This window comes from Streptomyces sp. NPDC015345 (assembly GCF_043078805.1).
Classification (GTDB): Bacteria; Actinomycetota; Actinomycetes; order Streptomycetales; family Streptomycetaceae; genus Streptomyces.
This window is the reverse complement of sequence record NZ_JBIBTX010000010.1, coordinates 84,562-101,782: the sequence shown is the minus strand read 5'-3', so window position 1 is coordinate 101,782 and position 17,221 is coordinate 84,562. Positions and strand designations below refer to the sequence as shown.

The following is a 17,221-nucleotide window of genomic DNA, read 5'->3' as shown; positions in this document are numbered from 1 at the left end:
GTCGTCTACAACTGTCCTGTAGACACCGCGTACGGAGGGCCGCCCGCATGAGCCGTTACCCGAACCTGCTGAACCCGCTCGACCTGGGCTTCACGACCCTGCCCAACCGGGTCCTGATGGGCTCCATGCACGTGGGCCTGGAAGAGGCCCCGAACGGCTTCGAGCGGATGGCGGCCTTCTACGCGGCCCGCGCGCGCGGTGGTGTCGGCCTCATCGTCACCGGCGGCATCGCCCCGAACGACGCGGGCCGCCCCTACCCCGGCGGCGCCAAGATGACCACGGAGGCGGAGGCCGCGCAGCACGCGGGCATCACCGCGGCCGTGCATGCCGAGGGCGGCCGGATCGCGATGCAGATCCTGCACTTCGGCCGGTACGCCTACCACCCCGACCTCGTCGCGCCGAGCGCCATCCAGGCGCCGATCAGCCCCTCCGTGCCCCGCGCCCTCACCGACGACGAGGTCGAGCAGACCATCGAGGACTTCGTGCGCGCCGCCGAGCTGGCCAAGCTCGCGGGCTACGACGGCGTCGAGATCATGGGCTCCGAGGGCTACCTCATCAACGAGTTCATCGCGGCCCCCACCAACCAGCGCACCGACCGCTGGGGCGGCGCCTACGAGAACCGCATCCGCTTCCCCGTCGAGATCGTCCGCCGCGTCCGCGAGCGCGTCGGCACGGACTTCATCCTCATCTACCGCCTCTCCATGCTGGACCTGATCCCCGGCGGCTCCACCCTCGAAGAGGTCGTCCACCTCGCCAAGGAGATCGAGGGCGCGGGCGCCACGATCATCAACACCGGCATCGGCTGGCACGAGGCTCGCATCCCCACCATCGCGACCTCTGTGCCGCGCGGCGCCTACACCTTCGTCACCAAGAAGGTCATGGGCGAGGTCTCCGTGCCGCTCGTCACCACCAACCGCATCAACACCCCCGAAATAGCCGAGCAGTTGCTGGCCGACGGCGCCGCCGACATGGTCTCCCTGGCCCGCCCGCTCCTCGCCGACCCCGACTTCGTCGCCAAGGCGCGCGCCGAGCAGTCCGAGGCCATCAACACCTGCATCGGCTGCAACCAGGCCTGCCTGGACCACACGTTCAACCTTCAGATCACCTCCTGCCTGGTGAACCCGCGCGCCTGCCACGAGACCGAACTCGTGCTCGCGCCGACCCGCACCAAGAAGCGCGTCGCCGTCGTCGGCGCGGGCCCCGCCGGGCTGGCCTTCGCCGTCTCGGCGGCCGAGCGCGGCCACGACGTGACGCTCTTCGACGCCGCCTCCGAGATCGGCGGCCAGCTCAACGTCGCCCGCAGGGTCCCCGGCAAGGAAGAGTTCGACGAGACCCTGCGCTACTTCCGCACCCAGCTCCAACTGCGCGGCGTGAACGTCCGGTTGAACACCGTCGTCAACGCCGACGACCTCACCGATGAGGACTACGACGAAGTCGTCGTCGCCACCGGTGTGACGCCCCGCACCCCCGAGATCCCCGGCATCGACCACCCGAGCGTCGTCGGCTACCTCGACGTGCTGCGCGACGGCGCGCCCGTCGGGGAGCGCGTCGCGATCGTCGGCGCGGGCGGCATCGGCTTCGACGTCGCCGAGTACCTCACCGACGGCGGCGAGAAGGCGAGCCTGGACCCGGCGACGTACTTCCGTCAGTGGGGTGTCGACATGGACTACCGCGAACGCGGCGGCCTGACCCCGCCCGAGCGGCCCGCCCCGCCGCGCACCGTCCACCTGCTCCAGCGCAAGGCGTCCAAGGTCGGCCAGGGCCTCGGCAAGACCACCGGCTGGATCCACCGCACCGAACTGCGCCACCGAGGCGTCACGATGGTCGCGGGCGCGAGCTACGACCTCATCGACGACGCGGGCCTGCACATCACCGTCGACGGGGTCTCCTCCGTCATCCCCGTCGACACGGTCGTCCTGTGCACCGGCCAGGAACCGCGCCGCGGCCTGTACGAGGAGCTGCTCGCCGCCGGGCGCAGCGTGCACCTCATCGGGGGCGCCGACATCGCAGCCGAGCTGGACGCCAAGCGCGCCATCAAGCAGGGCACGGAGCTCGCCGCCGCGCTGTGACCCGTCCCTAGGATTGCCCCCATGTCACTCCCGCACGCGATCCTCACCGCCCTGCTCGAGAAGCCGTCCTCGGGGCTCGAACTGACCCGCAGGTTCGACAAGTCGATCGGCTACTTCTGGTCGGCGACGCACCAGCAGATCTACCGTGAGCTGGGCAGGCTGGAGCGCGAGGGGGCGATCCGCGCGCTGCCGCGGCAAGGGGCGAGCCGCGGGCAGAAGAAGGAGTACGAGGTCCTGCCCGAGGGCCGCGCCGAACTGGCCCGCTGGACCGCGGCGAGCCAGGACCCGAAGCCGATGCGCGACACCCTGCTGCTGCGCCTGCGCGCCGCCGCGGTGGTCGGCACCGAGGGCGTCCAGGAGGACCTGCACCGCCATCTCAACCTCCACCGGCGGCAGTTGGCGGAGTACGAGGACATCGAGCGGCGCGACTTCCCGCCGGGGAAGGACGCGGTCGAGGACCGGCTGCGCCATGTCGTGCTGCGCGCGGGCATCGACCTGGAGACGTTCTGGACGCAGTGGCTCACGCGGGCGATCGAGGAACTCGAGGCGCCGTAGCGGGTCCGCGTGCTTCGGGCGCGTGGGTCGCCTTCCAGGGGGCCGGCCCGGGGAACCGGTCGGGGATCCGATCGTGGATCCGGTCCGCGGATCCGGTCGGGGGTCAACCGAGCGTCGCCTCCCGCGGGTCCCACTCCTCGGGCAGTGGCCGCGGCGGCACCACCCGCGTGGTCAGTGGTGTGAAGCGGGAGTGGGCGGCGGAGTCCGCGATCGCCGTCATGGTCTGGAGGACATGCAGGGCCAGCGCGCCGGACGCCCGATGCGCCCCGCCGCCACGCACGGCGCGCGCCATGTCGACCACGCCGAGGCCGCGCCCGTCGGTCCGCCCCCGCACCGGCAGCTCGCGCCACGCGTCAGCGCCGCTCGGCAGCACCTTCAGCGGGCCGCCGAAGGTGTTCGGGTCGGGTACCGCGAGGGTTCCCTCGGTCCCGGTGACCTCGAAGCGGATGCGCGGCAGCGCCGAGTCGAAGCTGAACGTCGAGTCGGCGCGTACGCCCGAGGCGAACTCGATGAGCGCTGACACATGCGTGGGCACGTCCACCGGGAACACCTGCCCCGCCTTCGGGCCCGACGCGACGGTCCGCTCCACGCGGGCGCGCGCGGCGGTCGCTGCCACCTGGGACACGCTGCCGAACAGGGCGACGAGCGAGGTCAGGTAGTAGGGACCGAGGTCGAAGAGCGGGCCCGCACCCGGCTGGTAGAAGAACGCCGGATCGGGGTGCCACGCCTCGGGCCCCAGGCCCTGCGTCACCGTCGTGGCCGCCACGGGCACGCCTATGTGCCCGGCGGTCACCGCCCGCAGCGCCGACTGGAGCCCCGCGCCGAGGAACGTGTCCGGCGCGTTGCCCACGAGCAGCCCGCGTTCGGAGGCCTCGGCGAGGAGCTTCTCGGCCTCCGCCGGGGCGAGGGTGATGGGCTTCTCGCCGTACACGTGCTTACCGGCGCGCAGGGCGGCCGTCGCCACCTGGGCATGCGCGGCGGGCACCGTGAGATTGACGACCAGTTCGACCTCGGGCAGGGCGAGCACGGCGTCGAGGCCGCCGGAGACAGGGACGCCGTGCGTGCGCGCCGCGGCGGCCGCCCGCCGCTCGTCGAGATCGGCGACGGCCACCACGTGGACGTCCGGGAAACCGCTCAGCGTCCGCAGATACTCGGCGCTGATGACGCCCGCGCCGACCACGGCGACTCCGACGGGCCCCGTGCCGCCCGTGACGCCCGAACTCACGCCGCCTCCAGGGAAGTCAGGTAAGTGCGGCTTGCCGCGAGCTCGTCGAAGAGGGCGTCGGCGTCACCCGCGCAGGAGTCGAACTCGACGACGCGCCAGGCGTCCGGGGCCGCGGCGAGGATCTCGGGCACCGGCATGGTGCCCCCGCCGACCGCCACGTTCGGGTCGTCTTTGGTGCCGGGCCCGTCCTTGAGGTGCAGGGCCCGCACGCGGTCGCCGAGGCGACGCAGGAGCGCCGGCACGTCGGCGCCGCCGACCGCCGCCCAGTAGGTGTCGACCTCCAGGAATACGGCGGGGTCCAGCAGCTCGGCCAGCACCTCGACGGCGTGCCGGCCGGCGCGGTCCTCGAAGCGGGGCTCGATCTCCCACCAGTGGTTGTGGTAGCCGACGCGCAGACCGCGCTGAGCCGCCGCGTCGGCAAGGCCGTTGAGGCGGTCGGCGGCGCGGGCGAGACCGTCGTGCGTGGTGAAGTCCTCGGGCGGGATGCCCGCGGGCACGATCGCGAGGTCGGTGCCGAGCGCGGTCACCGCGTCGAGGACGGGCCCGGGCTCCGGGCCGAGCAGCTGGACGACATGCGCGCCGGACACGGTCAGCCCGAACTCGTCGAGGCTCGCCCGCAGCCCTTTGGGGTCGGCGAGTACGTCGTACGGTTCCACCGCGCCGTATCCGAGGTCCGCGAGGCGGCGCAGGGTCCCGTCCCGGTCGGCGGTGAGCTGATCGCGCACGGAGTAGAGCTGAACGCTGAGCGGTCGTGACATGAAAGCGGCCTCCCTGTCGGCTGGGAGGACGGTAAGGCGGTTCCGGGGGGCGGGCAAGGGTGCCGCCGGGGGCGGGCGGGTGCCGGGGGTGGGCGTGGGTGTCGCTGATGCGGGCGGGGACCGTGGTGCGTACGGGTGTCGCCGGGAGCGGGCGGGGACCGTGGCGGGCAAGGGTGCCGCCGGGAGCGCCCAGGGGCTTGGGGGGCAGGCCAGTGTGCCGCCGAGAGCGCAGAGCCCGGAGTCGGCAAGAGTGCCGCCGGGAGCGCCTAGGGGCCAGGGGCGCGCAAGGGCGCCGCCGGCAGCACAGAGCCCCGAGTCGGCAACGGCGGAGCCGGTAGCGCACAGCCCCGGCTCGGCAAGAGCGCCGCCCGTACCGGAGCCGCACACGGCGGCTGCCGCCCACCCGCCACGCGGGCGAGGGAGCGGCAGCCGATGGTGTCGCCGTGGCCGAGCGGTGCCGGGAGTCAGAACCGGCTGCCCGCGGCGCGCCGCCGCAGGTACCAGACGCCGCCGCCCGCGGCCGCCGTGGCCACGAGGACCCCGCCGGTCATGAGCGTGAGCGCGCCCCGGTCCTCGGAACCGCCCCCGAGCCCGCCACGCACACCGCGCGCGGGCGCGGCCGTGGAGGACGCCGTCGGCATGCTGCCGACGGTGACGGTCTGAGGCCCGGCCTGCGAGCCGTCCTGACAAGCGACCAGAACCGTATAGGTGCCGGCACTGACATTCCGCCAGGTGCCGCTGCCGTTCGTCAGCTGCACCTGCCGACCGCCGGCGAAGCTCGCGTTCGCGGCGTCCATCAGCGAGGCCTTGCCGCCGCCCGCGCACGCGGCGGTGGTGACCTGCACGGTGGAGCCGGTGGCGGTCACGGAGATCCCGCCGCCCGCGAACGCCGCAGGCGCGGCCAGCGCCAGCGGAAGCACGGCGGCGGAAACGGTCAGGCCGGCACGGACATATATCTGAGTGCTACGCATGAGTCTGCCCTCCGGTGGCACGGGAGGCGGTACAACCCATGCGCCGCCGCGAGTCGGGGAACGCCCGTGCTACCTGACGAAGAGCCAACGTGCCGCGGGCGCGTACCGCATGCGGACTGCCTCCGGGCAGGTGACGGAATCCTTCGTCCGGCGCAGAGCTGACCTTCCGTCACCCTGCTCGGGGCGCCCTCACCGCGGGGCCGGGACGAGCCCGTCGGCGACCAGCCCCTCGTACACGGCCTGCCCGAGGGCCTGGACCGCGGACTGCGGCCGCACCATCACGGTGAACTCCTTGATCCGGCCGTCCTCGTCGAAGTGCAGCAGGTCGATGCCGTGGATCTCCTTGCCGTGCACGGTCGTCCGGAAGAGGAGGACGGCCGACTCGGCCTCGGCGCCGTCGGTGCTGGTCAGCGCCTGGCCGGCGTACGACCCGACGTACCGGAAGTCCTCGAACGTACGCAGCAGGACGCCGAAGAGCCCGAGCACCATCGGCCGGCCCTCGAAGGGGGTGAACTTCACGGGGCTGTAGAAGCGGATGTCCGGAGTGAACAGATCCGTCAGGGCGGTGAGGTCACGCTTCTCGACGACGGAGCGGAATCGTTCGGCGGTGGGGTGCATGAGGGTCCTCCCTGAGGCGCGCACCGGCAGGGGATGCCACGCCCGTCATAGTCATCAATCTGAGTAGTCATATTCGTGACTATGATGGGGGGTGAAGTGGTGAAAGGGAAGGGGATCGGGCCATGGCTCTGCGGCACGCGGTGCTTGCGGCACTGCTGGACGGTGAGTACAGCGGCTATCAGCTGGCCAAGGGCTTTGACATCGGCGTGGCCAACTTCTGGCACGCGCTGCCCCAGCAGCTCTACGCCGAACTCGCCAAACTGGAGGCGGAAGGCCTGATCGCCGGCCGGGAGGTCGTCCAGGAAGGGCGCCCGAACAAGCGGATGTTCCGCGTCACCGACGAAGGCCTGGCCGAGATGGAGCGATTCGCCGCGCGCGCCGCCAAGCCGTCCTTCATCCGCGACGACCTGCTGGTCAAGGTGCAGGCCGTGGACGGCGTCGACGCCGCGCCGGTGATCGGCCAGCTCACCGAGCGCGCGGAGGTGGCCGACGCGAAGATCGAGATCCTCGAAAAGCTGCTGGTGAAGCTGCGTGGCGGCGCGGACGAGGATACTTTCCTGCGCACCGGCGAGCGCGTCGGCCCCTACCTCACCTGCCTGCGCGGTCTCGCCTTCGAGCGGGAGTCCCGCGACTGGTGCCGGCGCGCGGCGGCCCTGCTCACCGAACGGGCGGCCGCCGCGCGGCAGCGGGGCTGAGCCCGCGTCAGCCCGTGGTCACCGCCCGCGTGGGGGAGTAGGCGCCCCACGTCCCGTCCGGCAGTTTGGGACGGATCCGCACCTGGTGCCGTTCCCCCGCCTTCCTGCCGATGTAGAAGCTGTGCCTGGCCTTGTCCCTCGGCGCGGTACCGCCGAAGACGAGCGAGGTGGCGGTGCGGCCGTCCAGCTGGATCTGATATTCCGTCACCGCGCCGCCCGTCCGCGGCGGCGTCCAGGACAGGTCGATGTAGTGCGCGCCGTCCGCCCGGTGCGTGGCGGCGCGGAAGGCGGTGGGCGCCGTGCCGCGCCCGGAGTCCTTGCCCGCGGCGGTGGTGAGACGGACCGCGGGGCTCGCGGGCGAGAAGTTGTCGGCGGCGTCGCGCGCCTTGACCGTGAACGTGTAGCCGGTGCCCGGCCGCAACCCGGTGACCAGTGTCGCGGTCTGCCCGCCGCCCACGCTGTGGATCTTCGAGGTGCCCTGATAGATCTCGTACGAGGCCACGGCTCGGTCGTCCGTCGACTTCCCCCAGGACAGCGTCACCGACCGGCTTCCCTCGGCCTTGCCCCGCAGCCGTGTGGGCCGGGTCGGGGGCTTGTGGTCGGCGGCGGCCGCGGCGGGCGTCGTGACGGTCAGTCTCCTGCTGTCCTCGCTGAGGTTCCCCTCGGCGTCGCGGGCGCGCACGGTGAAGGCGTAGGTGGTCGACGGCTTCAGGCCGGTGATGTCCACCATGTGCCGCCTGCCCGGCACGTCCTTGACCTTCTTGGCGTCGCGGTACACCGCGTAGCCGGTGACCTGGGTGTCGTCGGTGGCCTGGTTCCACATGACGTGGGCGGTGGTGGCGCTGCCCGCCTGGACGGTGAGGCCGCGGGGTGCCGCGGGCGGCCGCGTGTCCTGCCGTTCATCCTGGCCGCCCCACGCACAGCCGCTCAGCGCCACCGCGGCGGCGAGGGTCACAAGGGCAAGAGGGGCGAGAGGGGTAAAAAGCGACAGAGGGGTCGGCTGGGGGGTCCGTCGCACAGTGCTGCCTTCCGCTCGACGGCATTGGTCCGGACCTATTTGACACACAGGTGACGGGGTCACATCAAGAGGCGGGAGGTACTCGTCGTGGCGGGCGGCCGGACGATCCCCTCAGCCGAGCCAGTTCCCGATCCCGTCCCACGCAGCCTCCAGCGCGCGCCCCTTGGAGGGCAGGGCCCGGACGACGAGTTCGTGGGCCGCCAGCATCGCCCCCATTCCGCCGCGGGCGTGCAGCCGCTCCCCGGCGGCGCGCACGGGAGCCTCCTGGGCAAGGAAGCCGCCGCCGGCGCCCAGCGTGATCAATTCACGTACGGGTTGATGCGGATCGTCCCGCAGTTCGTTGGACAGCAGAGGCTCCCGGTCGGCGGGACAGGCCTGCCTGACCCGCTCCACGGCATCGTCGATGGCATGCAGCCGATCGAGCACGAGATGCGCCGGCAAGGGGTGCGCGTCCGGGCGCCGGAAGCCGAAGAAGGGGATGTCGCCGCGTCGGGCGAGGAGGGCGTCGAAGACACAGCTGACCGCGGTGTCGCCGAGACCCCACAGGGCCTCGACGGCGGTCTCCCGAACGCCCGCGTCCTCGGCCGATACCAGCAACTCCGCCAGGGTTTCCGTACACGCGCACAGAAGAGGGTGGCGCAGGCCCTGCATGACGACCTCGGCATCGGGGTGGTGGAGGAAGACCTCCATCCAGTCGGACACCGACTGGACTAGGGGTTCCTCCCGGGACGAGACGAAAGCGCGGTAGTCGTCATCGTCGGGCCAGGCGTACGGCAGCGGCCTCTGGTGGAGGAACGCTTCCACGTCGACGGAGCTGGGCGCGCGGACCGGCCTCGCCGTCCAGGGTCCGCGGGACCATCCATCGGCCCAGATCATGACCGTACCGCTGCCGCGCGGGGGGTCCTGCCCGGTGAAGGGCGGAGTGATCAGTACGACCCCGTCGGCTGCTCCTTGCCGCCCGGCGCTGGCAACCCTGGACGCCCCGTTGGGGGCGGACAGTGCCGTGGTGATCCAGAGGGCGTCCTCATGCATGCCGGGCCTCGGCTGATGCTCGTTGAACGGCTTTCCCAAGGGGCGGGCAGTGAACGGGTCGTACAGCTGGATATGGACACCGTCGCCCGCCCCCTCGTACTGGCCGGCGACGGCGAGCACGTCGTGGTCACCCAGGCGAACGGCATCCACGCGTACGATCCGCTTCAGTCCGGGGGGAGCGATCCCTGTCTGCTTCCGGCCGGCCTTCAGGTCCCACAGCCCATGCACGCCATGTCCGATGCAAGCGAGAAGGCCGCGGCCGTCGGTGGCCCGAACGGGTGCGTAATGACTGGGCTCAACGGTGCGACCGTTTGGGATGCGTGGCAGCTGGAACGTGGTGATGTGCCGCGTGCCATCGATCGACCAGATGTTCAGCCGGCCGTTCTTGTTGAAGGCGAGGACCGGGGTTTCGGCGTCCCAGTAGAAGGCCCGCAAGTCGGAGATCGTCTCATCAGGGCAGATCTTCCCCCAGCGCTTTTCCAAGGTTGTGATCCTGCGCCCTTTTTCGGGGTCCCAGATCTGGATGCAACGCGACCGCCGGTAAAAGGGTGCTCGGCCGATGGAGAGCGCCGAAGTGGCGCTGATGAGCCGGACCGAACCGTCGGGCAGCTCAAGGGATGCGTATGAGTTGCCCGGGAGGGTATTGCCGCGTGCGCCCCTTAAGCGGCGGACGGTGGCATGCTGTCGACCGATATGCAGGGGATCTACGAGACGGAGATCCCGACCGTGCGGAATGGCCAGCAAGGTGCGGCCGTCCGCAAGGGGAACTGGAGTGAGCTGATTACCCGTCACCGGTATGTCGCTGTCGTGCACCTCCGCACCGAGCAGCGTTCCGGTGGTCGCGTCCCACACGCGGACGGTGTCCTGGTCGCTGGTGACCAGCAGGGCCCTGCCGTCGCTCCCCGGAATCGCCACGAGGCCGCGGATCCGCCCCGAGTGGCCCCCCAGCGTCATCTCTCCGTCGCCGTCCCGGTGGCCGCCGAAGGGGCCTTCCGCGCCTCCGGACGACGAGAGGGGAAAGCCGGATTTCTTCTTTCCTCCCACGAGATAGGAGATTTCATGGTCGCTGAGCGGCTCCGCCTTTCCCTGTTCGGGAAGCGGAGCGCCTGCTTCGTCCTCGAACTCTTCGAAGCTGAGGACGGCGGAGCCGGCGCATGCTTCATGCGACCACACGCTGGCGTAGATGGGGCCGTGGTCAATCGTGGACGGCGCCAGTGCGACGGCGGAGAGGCAAGCCGTCTCTTCCTGTAAGGGGACCGGGCGCGAACAAACCCTACAGGTGGCGGAGCCCTCCGGGGGGTCTGCGAGAATTGCTTCCACGTTGCTCTCGCCGATGCACTCTCGTACGGCATCGGATATTTCGATCGCCATGGTCTCACCTTCGTCGAGCCGCACATGAGGTATTGCGCTGTCAGGCCCCGACATGCAGAAACGAGGCCCAGAGTGACGGGGTGCCGGGAAAAGGGTCGCGGACGTCGCGTACGGCATCGTGCAGCGCGTGAGCGGACCGGCCGGTATCGATCCTCTGTTGCGGCAGACGCAGTCGAGCATAGAAATCCCCGGCAATCGCCGCCGCCATCTGATCGTCGACCTCCCACGCGGTCCCGATCACGCGGGGAAACCCGATGAGTTGAAAGGCCGAAGCCAGATGAATGGCTTCATCCATCAGCCGCGGGGCGTGACTGACCGCCGTATGGCATGCCGACAGGTACGCCAACTGCACCGCGTCGGCATGGACGGGAGCCAGGCCGGCCACGGTGAGGGGGTCCCGCTCGTGATCCATCAGCAGCAGTCGGCTGCTGGACGGTTCGTCGGGATCGGTCAGGCCGTGGCAGGCGAAGTGGGCGATGGGACAGGACGGCAGGTGCAGCAGTACCTCGGCCTTCGTCGGCGCCCGGTCCGCGGGCGGCGCGGGTTCAGGGCCTCCCCACTCGGCAGGTCCGCTCAGGAGCACCAGGTCCGGGACGTGCCGTGCCAGCGCTGCCACCTCCGCCCCCACATGGCGAAGCCGCCCTCCACCGGGCAGGCCGGGGGTCGTCGGCATCGACACGGCCAAGGCACGCGCGCGGGCCGTGGGGGCCGCCCTGCGGCGCGCGTACCGCAGGGCACGGACGGTGGGCGTGTACGAGGACACGACGCGGTCCATCGCCGTACGCCGCCCCACCCCCGTCACCGGCTCCGTGTGGTATCCCGCCGCGTGCAGCGGCAGTTGTCCGAGCAACCCACCAGGCGCCCACCACACGCGCGGCCATTTCTCGTCGTCGGCCGGCTGACGCGTATGGCCGAGCAGGTCGAGTACGGGACTCACCGCGCTGTCCCACAACCATTCCAGGGTCTGCCCGAGGGCCTTCTGGGCCGCACGTCGCTCGCTGCCGCTCGTGCCGGTGGTCGCCTGCCGCAGCGCGGCGTGGAAGGACGCCGTCCGTCGCGCGAGCTCCTTCCTGCCGAGAGCCTGGAGCGGGAGCGTGGCCACGCCGCTCGACGTCAGGACGAGGGCGTCGCTGCGGTACCGGCTGACGTTGAAGACCACGACCGGTCCGGGTTCCGCCTCGGCCAGCAGTTCCTCCGGAGCGGGCGGGCGGCCGAAGGTCTCGAAGCCTTCCTGGGCCCGGATCACGTCGAGTGCGTCGGCGAATTCCTCGGCCAGGCGATTGCGTGCGTCATTGCCCACGGGCCGCCCGTGCAGGCGTACGCCCTCGGTGAAGGTGACCTGTTCCAGGGACGCGTCGGAGTCATTGACGTCCAGTTGGTCGCGGAGCGCTGTGAAGCGGTCGGCCAGGGCGGGGTGGTGACGGCGGAGATCGGCCAGGTCGCTGCGGACGTCGAGCGCCTGGCTGAGCAAGACCGTCCGCCCCAGTTCCAGGATTCCGAGTGCCTTCACGCCTTGTTCCTCGCCCGGCCGGCCGGCCATCGCGAGCGCTGCCGCGTCGCAGGCGAGATCGGATCCCTGGGTGACCAGGGCATGTTCCTGATCGGCACGCCGAAGGTTGCGGGCCGTGGTCTCGGGGAGCGTGAGTACGGCCTTTTCCAGCAGGGCGGCAGCGCGCGCCGCGTCCGTGTCCGCCAGCAGCGCGGCGGCGGACCTGGCTGCCGCGATACGCAGCGACGGCGCTGCCTGCGGGTCCTTCGCCGCCTGCGTGTAGGCGGCGATGGCCTGTTGCTTCGTCGTCACCGCCCGGGTCCGCAGGAACCTGCTGCGCAAGGCGCTGCCGAGATTGAACAGCAGGCTCGTGCGAGAAACGGCATCCACGAGATCGTTCTCGGAAGCCTGCCGACCGATTTTGATCGCCTTGTTGAGGTCATTGACGACGCCGTCTCGCGCGTAGCGACTGACCAGCATGCCCACCAGATTGGCCTGGGACTTCGACAGGCCGGGATGCCCTTCCGGCATGGCCTCCAGTGTCTCGGTGCCGTAGCGGATGGCCGTGTCGAGGTCCCCTGCCGTGTGCGTGGTCTCGTAGCGGCTGAGGAACGCCGACGAAGCGCTGGACAGGATCGCGCTTCGGAAGACATGGCCCGGCGGCACGGCCGCCGCGGCCGCCCGGCCCGCGGCGACCGCGGCGTCCGCGTCGTGCGCAAGGCCCTTGCGTACGTACCGGAGCCTCAGGGCCATGGACAACTGGGCGAGCCGCTCGGGCTTGTAGGCATGGCCATCCGCGGTGGCCTCCACCGCGGCCCGTCCCAGGCGGATGGCATCGTCCAGGTCGGCGATGGCGCCGGTTCGTTCGAAGCGTGCCAGCAATGAACCCGCCAGACTGAACAGGAACTCCCCGAACCTGGGGTGGTCGCCGCTGACCCCGTCGACAGCCAGGCGGCCCTCGGCGATCGCACGATCGGCGTCGGCGATGTCTCCGGTGCGATCGAAGCGGACCTGCAACGCCACACCCAGGTTGTTGTGGTGTGCCGACAGATCGTCATGCCCCTCCGGAGCGGCGGCGATCGCCCCCTCGAATGCGGCGATGGCTGCCGCCAGGTCATCGGCATCGCCCAGGGCCTCGTACCTGGACCGCGCCGTGTTCCCCGAGTTGGCCAGACACATGACGTGAACGGGGTGACCCAAGGGCGCCGCCCGCGTGCTCCGCCGACCGATGTCCACCGCCTCATGCAGATCCGCCACGTCTCCCCCGCACTCCCACCTCAATCGCAGGCACACGCCGAGCCAGGACAGACGCCGGGCGTGAGCGGGGTCATCCGGAGGTGTCGTCGCCGCGGACTCCCGGATGAGTTCCACCGCGAGCCGGACGGCCTCGACCTCCTGGGTGGACTCGTACCGCTCGACGAGCAGCGCCGCCAGGTGCTCCAGGTTTTCGGGGCGAACGGGGTGGCCGGGCGGGGCGGAGTCCGCGAGCCGGACCGACTCAGCCACCGTCAGCGCGCCAAGGCCCCCCTTGAGCACCTCTGCCGCTCCGGCCTTTGCCGCCCGACCGTCCACCGCGCGCCTCCCCACAAGTGCCGCGTACCGGCCCCGCTCCCCGACAACCACCTGTGCGCGTGCGACGGGCCAGTAGAATCCTCGTACCCACTGCGCGAAGCTGCCATGACCTTCGGGGGACGGATGGCCGACGAGCTGAGTCCGGCGGACATACGCACGGCGGACGCCCTCGCGTACGTCTGTGCGAACATCGACGACATACGTGACACCCTGCGTGACAGCGGCCCCGAGCACATGGCCTCGCTCGACGAACTGCTGACCGCGGCGGGCGGCGACGGCGACCTCGGCCCTCTTCTCGACGCGCTGCACGCCGTCGTCCAAGCCGGCGGGGACGCGCGCGGCGTCTACGTACCGGCGAGCGAAGTTCCCACCCGCGGGCTGCCGCGCATCGGCCCGGCATCGGTGCCGGGGTTCGGACCGCCTTCGGAGACGGCGTTCCTGTGTCCGCTGCGCCGCTGCACCCGCTTCTGGCTGCCACGTGCCGGAGAACCGGAACCCTGCTGCGAGATCAATGGGGTGCCGCTCCGCAAGGATCGACTCTAGGCATGGGCGGTCTGCTCTCCGAGCTGGGGAAGAGGCTCGCCGAACGATGGGTGACGCTGCTCGTCCTGCCGGGAGCTCTCTATCTGGTCGTTGCGGCGGCCGGCCACACCCTCGGCCATGCCCGGCCCTTCGACATGACCCGGCTGACGGGGCAACTGACGACGACGGCAAAGGAGCCGGTCGCGCAGACGGTGGGCGGCCAGGCGATCATCCTTGCGGCGGTGCTCGCGGGAGCGGCCGCCGCCGGCCTGCTCGTCCAGGCGATCGGCTCAACCGTGGAGAGGGTGCTGCTCGCCGCCAACTGGTACGCGTGGCCGGGCCCGTTCAAGCATCTCGCGAGGCGCCGCATCACCCGCAGGCAGCGACGGTGGGAGACCGCCACCGCGCATCTGGAGACGCGGCTCGGACAGGATGCCCGGGTCCGTGCCCTCGGCGGCCGGGCCGATCCGGCCGCACGCTGGATGGCGAGGCATCGCCGTGACCGCATCGCCGTCGAGTACCCCGAGCGACCGACCTGGGCGGGCGATCGCATCCACGCGGTGGCGCTGCGGCTGAACCGGGACCACTGTCTCGACCTGGCCGTCGTCTGGCCGGCCCTGTGGCTGGTGCTGCCGGACAGCACCCGCAGCGAGATCACGACGTCGCGCCGTGAGACCGGGCGTGCCGCCTCGCTCATCGCGTGGGGGCTGCTCTACCTGCCCGTCACGGTGTGGTGGTGGCCCGCGGGGCTGATCAGCATCAGCCTCTTCGCCATGGGCCAGGTGCGTTTCCGCAGCACCATCGACGACTACGCGCTGCTCCTGGAGGCCGCGGTCCGGGTGCACTGTGGCACCCTGCTCCAGTACCTCGGCCTCCACCCCGCACAGTCGCCCGCGGCAGCGGACGCACAGGCTCCCCCCTCACCGCTCAACCCTGACGCGGGAGAGGCCCTCATGCGTCTGCTCCGCAGCGAGTCTCCTCCGGGAGCGTCCGGGAGGTAGGTCCTTCACAGCATCGGGCGGCGGGCTCACACCTTCCGACAGGTGTACGCCTCCATGGCCGCTGCCTCGACCGTCGCGAGGTCGGCTCCGGCCGACGCGGTCACCACGGCCGCCACCGCCCCTTCCACGAACGGCGCGTCCACCAGGCGTGTCCCGTCCGGGAGTTCATCGCCCTCCGCGAGCAGGGCCTTCACCGTGATGACGGCGCTGCCGAGGTCCGCGAGCACCGCGACGCCCGCGCCCTGGTCGACGCGGGCGGCGGCCGCCGAGATCAGCTCCGCGCTCGTACCGTGGCCCCCGTCCCGCGTCCCGCCCGCGGCGGCCACGGGGGCGGTGACGCCGCCCCCGGCAAGCGCCGTGGCGAGGGCGGCGACCGCCTCGGCGACGGGACCGCTGTGCGACACGAGGACGACGCCCACCAGCCGGCCGTCAGCCATGGCCGGCCTCCTGCCGCTCGGTGCCCTCCGCGGTCCGTGCGAGCGCCTCGAAGAGCAGCGCCGAGGAGGTCGCGCCCGGGTCCTGGTGCCCGACGCTGCGCTCGCCCAGATAGCTGGCCCTGCCCTTGCGCGCCCGCAACGGCGTCGTCGCGAGCGCGCCCTCCAGCGCGGCGTCCCGTGCCGCCGCGAACGACGTGCCGAGCGCCTCCGCCGCGGGCGCGAGCGCGTCCAGCATCGTCTTGTCGCCGGGCGCCGCGCCGCCGAGCGCGGCCACCGCCTCGACGCCGGTACGCAGCGCTTCGGCGAACCGCGCCGCGTCGACCTCGGGGGCGTCGCCGAGCGCCTTGCCGGCGCGGCGCAGCAACGTGCCGTAGAGGGGGCCCGACGCGCCGCCCACGGTGGAGATCAACTGCCGCCCGGCCAGCAGGAGTACGGCCCCCGGCGTGGGGGGCGCCTCCTTCTCCAGGGTGGCCGCGACGGCGGTGAACCCGCGCCGCAGATTGCTGCCGTGGTCGGCGTCACCGATGGGCGAGTCCAGCTCGGTGAGCCGGGCCGCCTCACGGTCGACGGCATCGGCGGCGTTCAGCAGCCAGCGGTGGAAGAAGTCGGCGTCGAGCACGGGTACTCAGGCCCCCCAGCGCAGCGCGGCCGTGCGGACCGGCGCGTCCCACAGCCGCAGCAGTTCCTCGTCGACCTGGCAGAGCGTCACGGACGCCCCGGCCATGTCCAGTGAGGTCACGTAATTGCCGACGAGGGTGCGCGCGACCGGCACGCCGCGCTCCACGAGCACGCGCTGCACCTCGGCGTTGAAGCCGTAGAGCTCAAGCAGGGGCGTGGCTCCCATGCCGTTGACGAGCAGGAGGACGGGATTGCGCGGGCGCAGGTCCTCCAGTACGGCGTTGACGGCGAAGTCCGCGATCTCGCGCGAGGTCATCATGGGACGCCGCTGCCGCCCCGGCTCGCCGTGGATGCCGATGCCCAACTCCAGCTCTCCGGCGGGAAGTTCGAAGGTGGGGCCGCCCTTGGCCGGCGTACTGCACGCGCTGAGGGCGACCCCGAAGCTGCGCGCGTTGGCGTTGACCTGCCGCGCGATCGCCTCGACCCGCTCCAGCGGCATGCCCGCGTCGGCGGCGGCGCCCGCCAGCTTCTCCACGAAGAGCGTGGCTCCGGTGCCGCGGCGCCCGGCGGTGTGGAGGCTGTCGGTGACCGCGACGTCGTCGTCGACGATCACCTTCGCCACCTGGATGCCCTCGTCCTCGGCGAGCTCCGCGGCCATCTCGAAGTTGAGCACGTCACCGGTGTAGTTCTTCACGACGAACAGCACGCCCGCACCACTGTCCACGGCGGCCGCGGCCCGCACCAGCTGATCGGGCACGGGCGACGTGAAGACCTCGCCGGGGCAGGCGGCCGACAGAATCCCCGGCCCCACGAACCCGCCGTGCAACGGCTCGTGCCCCGACCCGCCGCCGGAGACGAGGGCCACCTTCCCCGCGACCGGGGCGTCCCTGCGGACGATCACGCGGTTCTCGACGTCGACCGTCAGCTCCGGATGCGCGGCGGCCATGCCCCGCAGCGCGTCGGCGACGACGGTCTCGGCGACATTGATCAACATCTTCATGGATACCTCCGCGTAGGTTCGGCGATCGCTTGGGTTCGGCGATGGCGCCGGTTCACGGGACAGCGCGTGTCGGCATGGGCAGTATCGACCTTGCCGGGCCGGTGGTCACTGGGTGCGGTCTCCAGGAGTGAACGGACCAGTCGCGGGGCCACGCATGTGTCGACGACGGCCCGCTCGCCGCCGCCGAGCCTGCCGAGCAGAGCCGTCCGCCCCGTGTGGGCCGCCGGAAACCGTGGAACACGTCCCGTGTCGTCGCCGGGCCACCGAGCC

15 protein-coding genes are annotated in these 17,221 nt (G+C 71.6%); 5 read left to right on the top strand and 10 right to left on the bottom strand.

Annotation, left to right across the window (positions count from 1 at the left end; translation table 11 throughout):
• The first annotated feature begins 47 nt into the window (after positions 1-47).
• Together ACF062_RS33370 and ACF062_RS33365 are read left to right on the top strand one after the other, a co-directional pair.
• Positions 48-2,069, top strand: a complete 2,022-nt coding sequence (locus ACF062_RS33370; protein ID WP_392143333.1) for an FAD-dependent oxidoreductase — start codon at positions 48-50, stop codon at positions 2,067-2,069.
• 21 nt (positions 2,070-2,090) lie between these two features.
• Complete coding sequence (locus ACF062_RS33365; protein WP_392143332.1) at positions 2,091-2,624, top strand: PadR family transcriptional regulator; 534 nt, start codon at positions 2,091-2,093, stop codon at positions 2,622-2,624.
• Positions 2,625-2,727: 103 nt separating this feature from the next.
• On the opposite strand, the gene ACF062_RS33360 is transcribed toward ACF062_RS33365, so the two are convergent.
• From ACF062_RS33360 to ACF062_RS33345, 4 genes are all read right to left on the bottom strand, one after another.
• Entirely contained in the window at positions 2,728-3,849 is a 1,122-nt protein-coding gene (locus ACF062_RS33360) for a Gfo/Idh/MocA family protein (protein ID WP_392143331.1), read from the bottom strand.
• Entirely contained in the window at positions 3,846-4,607 is a 762-nt protein-coding gene (locus ACF062_RS33355) for a sugar phosphate isomerase/epimerase family protein (protein WP_392143330.1), read from the bottom strand. Before ACF062_RS33355 ends, ACF062_RS33360 begins: the two co-directional genes overlap by 4 nt.
• Before the next feature lie 464 nt (positions 4,608-5,071).
• Positions 5,072-5,578 carry a hypothetical protein gene (locus ACF062_RS33350; RefSeq protein ID WP_392143329.1) on the bottom strand — a complete coding sequence of 169 codons (507 nt, stop codon included), beginning with the start codon at positions 5,576-5,578 and terminating at the stop codon, positions 5,072-5,074.
• A gap of 189 nt (positions 5,579-5,767) precedes the next feature.
• Positions 5,768-6,196, bottom strand: coding sequence for a nuclear transport factor 2 family protein (locus tag ACF062_RS33345; RefSeq protein ID WP_392143328.1), 429 nt, complete (start codon positions 6,194-6,196; stop codon positions 5,768-5,770).
• Between the two features lie 122 nt (positions 6,197-6,318).
• Between ACF062_RS33345 and ACF062_RS33340 the strand changes: the two genes are divergently transcribed.
• The gene (locus ACF062_RS33340; protein ID WP_392143327.1) at positions 6,319-6,891 is read left to right on the top strand and encodes a PadR family transcriptional regulator; all 573 of its coding nucleotides are present in this window, start codon (positions 6,319-6,321) and stop codon (positions 6,889-6,891) included.
• 7 nt (positions 6,892-6,898) lie between these two features.
• Here ACF062_RS33340 and ACF062_RS33335 read toward each other — a convergent pair whose 3' ends face one another.
• The 3 genes from ACF062_RS33335 to ACF062_RS33325 all read right to left on the bottom strand — a co-directional run bounded on the left by ACF062_RS33335 (position 6,899) and on the right by ACF062_RS33325 (position 13,373).
• Positions 6,899-7,846 (bottom strand): fibronectin type III domain-containing protein, encoded by a 948-nt coding sequence (locus ACF062_RS33335; RefSeq protein ID WP_392143326.1) that lies wholly within the window; start codon positions 7,844-7,846, stop codon positions 6,899-6,901.
• A 174-nt stretch (positions 7,847-8,020) separates the two neighbouring features.
• Complete coding sequence (locus ACF062_RS33330) at positions 8,021-10,312, bottom strand: hypothetical protein (protein WP_392143325.1); 2,292 nt, start codon at positions 10,310-10,312, stop codon at positions 8,021-8,023.
• Between the two features lie 40 nt (positions 10,313-10,352).
• The gene (locus ACF062_RS33325) at positions 10,353-13,373 is read right to left on the bottom strand and encodes a CHAT domain-containing protein (RefSeq protein WP_392143324.1); all 3,021 of its coding nucleotides are present in this window, start codon (positions 13,371-13,373) and stop codon (positions 10,353-10,355) included.
• 105 nt (positions 13,374-13,478) lie between these two features.
• On the opposite strand from ACF062_RS33325, the gene ACF062_RS33320 reads away from it, so the two are divergent.
• A complete protein-coding gene (locus tag ACF062_RS33320; RefSeq protein ID WP_392143323.1) occupies positions 13,479-13,916 on the top strand; it encodes a hypothetical protein in 438 nt (145 codons plus the stop codon).
• 2 nt (positions 13,917-13,918) lie between these two features.
• Positions 13,919-14,896, top strand: a complete 978-nt coding sequence (locus ACF062_RS33315) for a hypothetical protein (RefSeq protein WP_392143322.1) — start codon at positions 13,919-13,921, stop codon at positions 14,894-14,896.
• A 26-nt stretch (positions 14,897-14,922) separates the two neighbouring features.
• Here ACF062_RS33315 and ACF062_RS33310 read toward each other — a convergent pair whose 3' ends face one another.
• From ACF062_RS33310 to dhaK, 3 genes are read right to left on the bottom strand one after another with little or no spacing between them, the layout of a single operon-like run.
• The gene (locus tag ACF062_RS33310; RefSeq protein WP_392143321.1) at positions 14,923-15,333 is read right to left on the bottom strand and encodes a PTS-dependent dihydroxyacetone kinase phosphotransferase subunit DhaM; all 411 of its coding nucleotides are present in this window, start codon (positions 15,331-15,333) and stop codon (positions 14,923-14,925) included.
• A complete protein-coding gene (dhaL, locus tag ACF062_RS33305) occupies positions 15,326-15,952 on the bottom strand; it encodes a dihydroxyacetone kinase subunit DhaL (protein WP_392143320.1) in 627 nt (208 codons plus the stop codon). Before dhaL ends, ACF062_RS33310 begins: the two co-directional genes overlap by 8 nt.
• 6 nt (positions 15,953-15,958) lie before the next feature.
• Entirely contained in the window at positions 15,959-16,951 is a 993-nt protein-coding gene (gene dhaK, locus ACF062_RS33300; protein ID WP_392143319.1) for a dihydroxyacetone kinase subunit DhaK, read from the bottom strand.
• Between the last annotated feature and the right edge of the window lie 270 nt (positions 16,952-17,221).

Excerpts from the sequence above, each read along its gene's own strand:
- ACF062_RS33370 (WP_392143333.1), top strand. The coding sequence starts at position 48 with ATGAGCCGTTACCCGAACCTGCTGAACCCGCTCGACCTGGGCTTCACG.
- ACF062_RS33365 (WP_392143332.1), top strand. The coding sequence starts at position 2,091 with ATGTCACTCCCGCACGCGATCCTCACCGCCCTGCTCGAGAAGCCGTCC.
- ACF062_RS33355 (WP_392143330.1), bottom strand. The coding sequence starts at position 4,607 with ATGTCACGACCGCTCAGCGTTCAGCTCTACTCCGTGCGCGATCAGCTC.
- ACF062_RS33350 (WP_392143329.1), bottom strand. The coding sequence starts at position 5,578 with ATGCGTAGCACTCAGATATATGTCCGTGCCGGCCTGACCGTTTCCGCC.
- ACF062_RS33345 (WP_392143328.1), bottom strand. The coding sequence starts at position 6,196 with ATGCACCCCACCGCCGAACGATTCCGCTCCGTCGTCGAGAAGCGTGAC.
- ACF062_RS33340 (WP_392143327.1), top strand. The coding sequence starts at position 6,319 with ATGGCTCTGCGGCACGCGGTGCTTGCGGCACTGCTGGACGGTGAGTAC.
- ACF062_RS33330 (WP_392143325.1), bottom strand. The coding sequence starts at position 10,312 with ATGGCGATCGAAATATCCGATGCCGTACGAGAGTGCATCGGCGAGAGC.
- ACF062_RS33320 (WP_392143323.1), top strand. The coding sequence starts at position 13,479 with ATGACCTTCGGGGGACGGATGGCCGACGAGCTGAGTCCGGCGGACATA.
- ACF062_RS33315 (WP_392143322.1), top strand. The coding sequence starts at position 13,919 with ATGGGCGGTCTGCTCTCCGAGCTGGGGAAGAGGCTCGCCGAACGATGG.
- ACF062_RS33310 (WP_392143321.1), bottom strand. The coding sequence starts at position 15,333 with ATGGCTGACGGCCGGCTGGTGGGCGTCGTCCTCGTGTCGCACAGCGGT.
- dhaK (WP_392143319.1), bottom strand. The coding sequence starts at position 16,951 with ATGAAGATGTTGATCAATGTCGCCGAGACCGTCGTCGCCGACGCGCTG.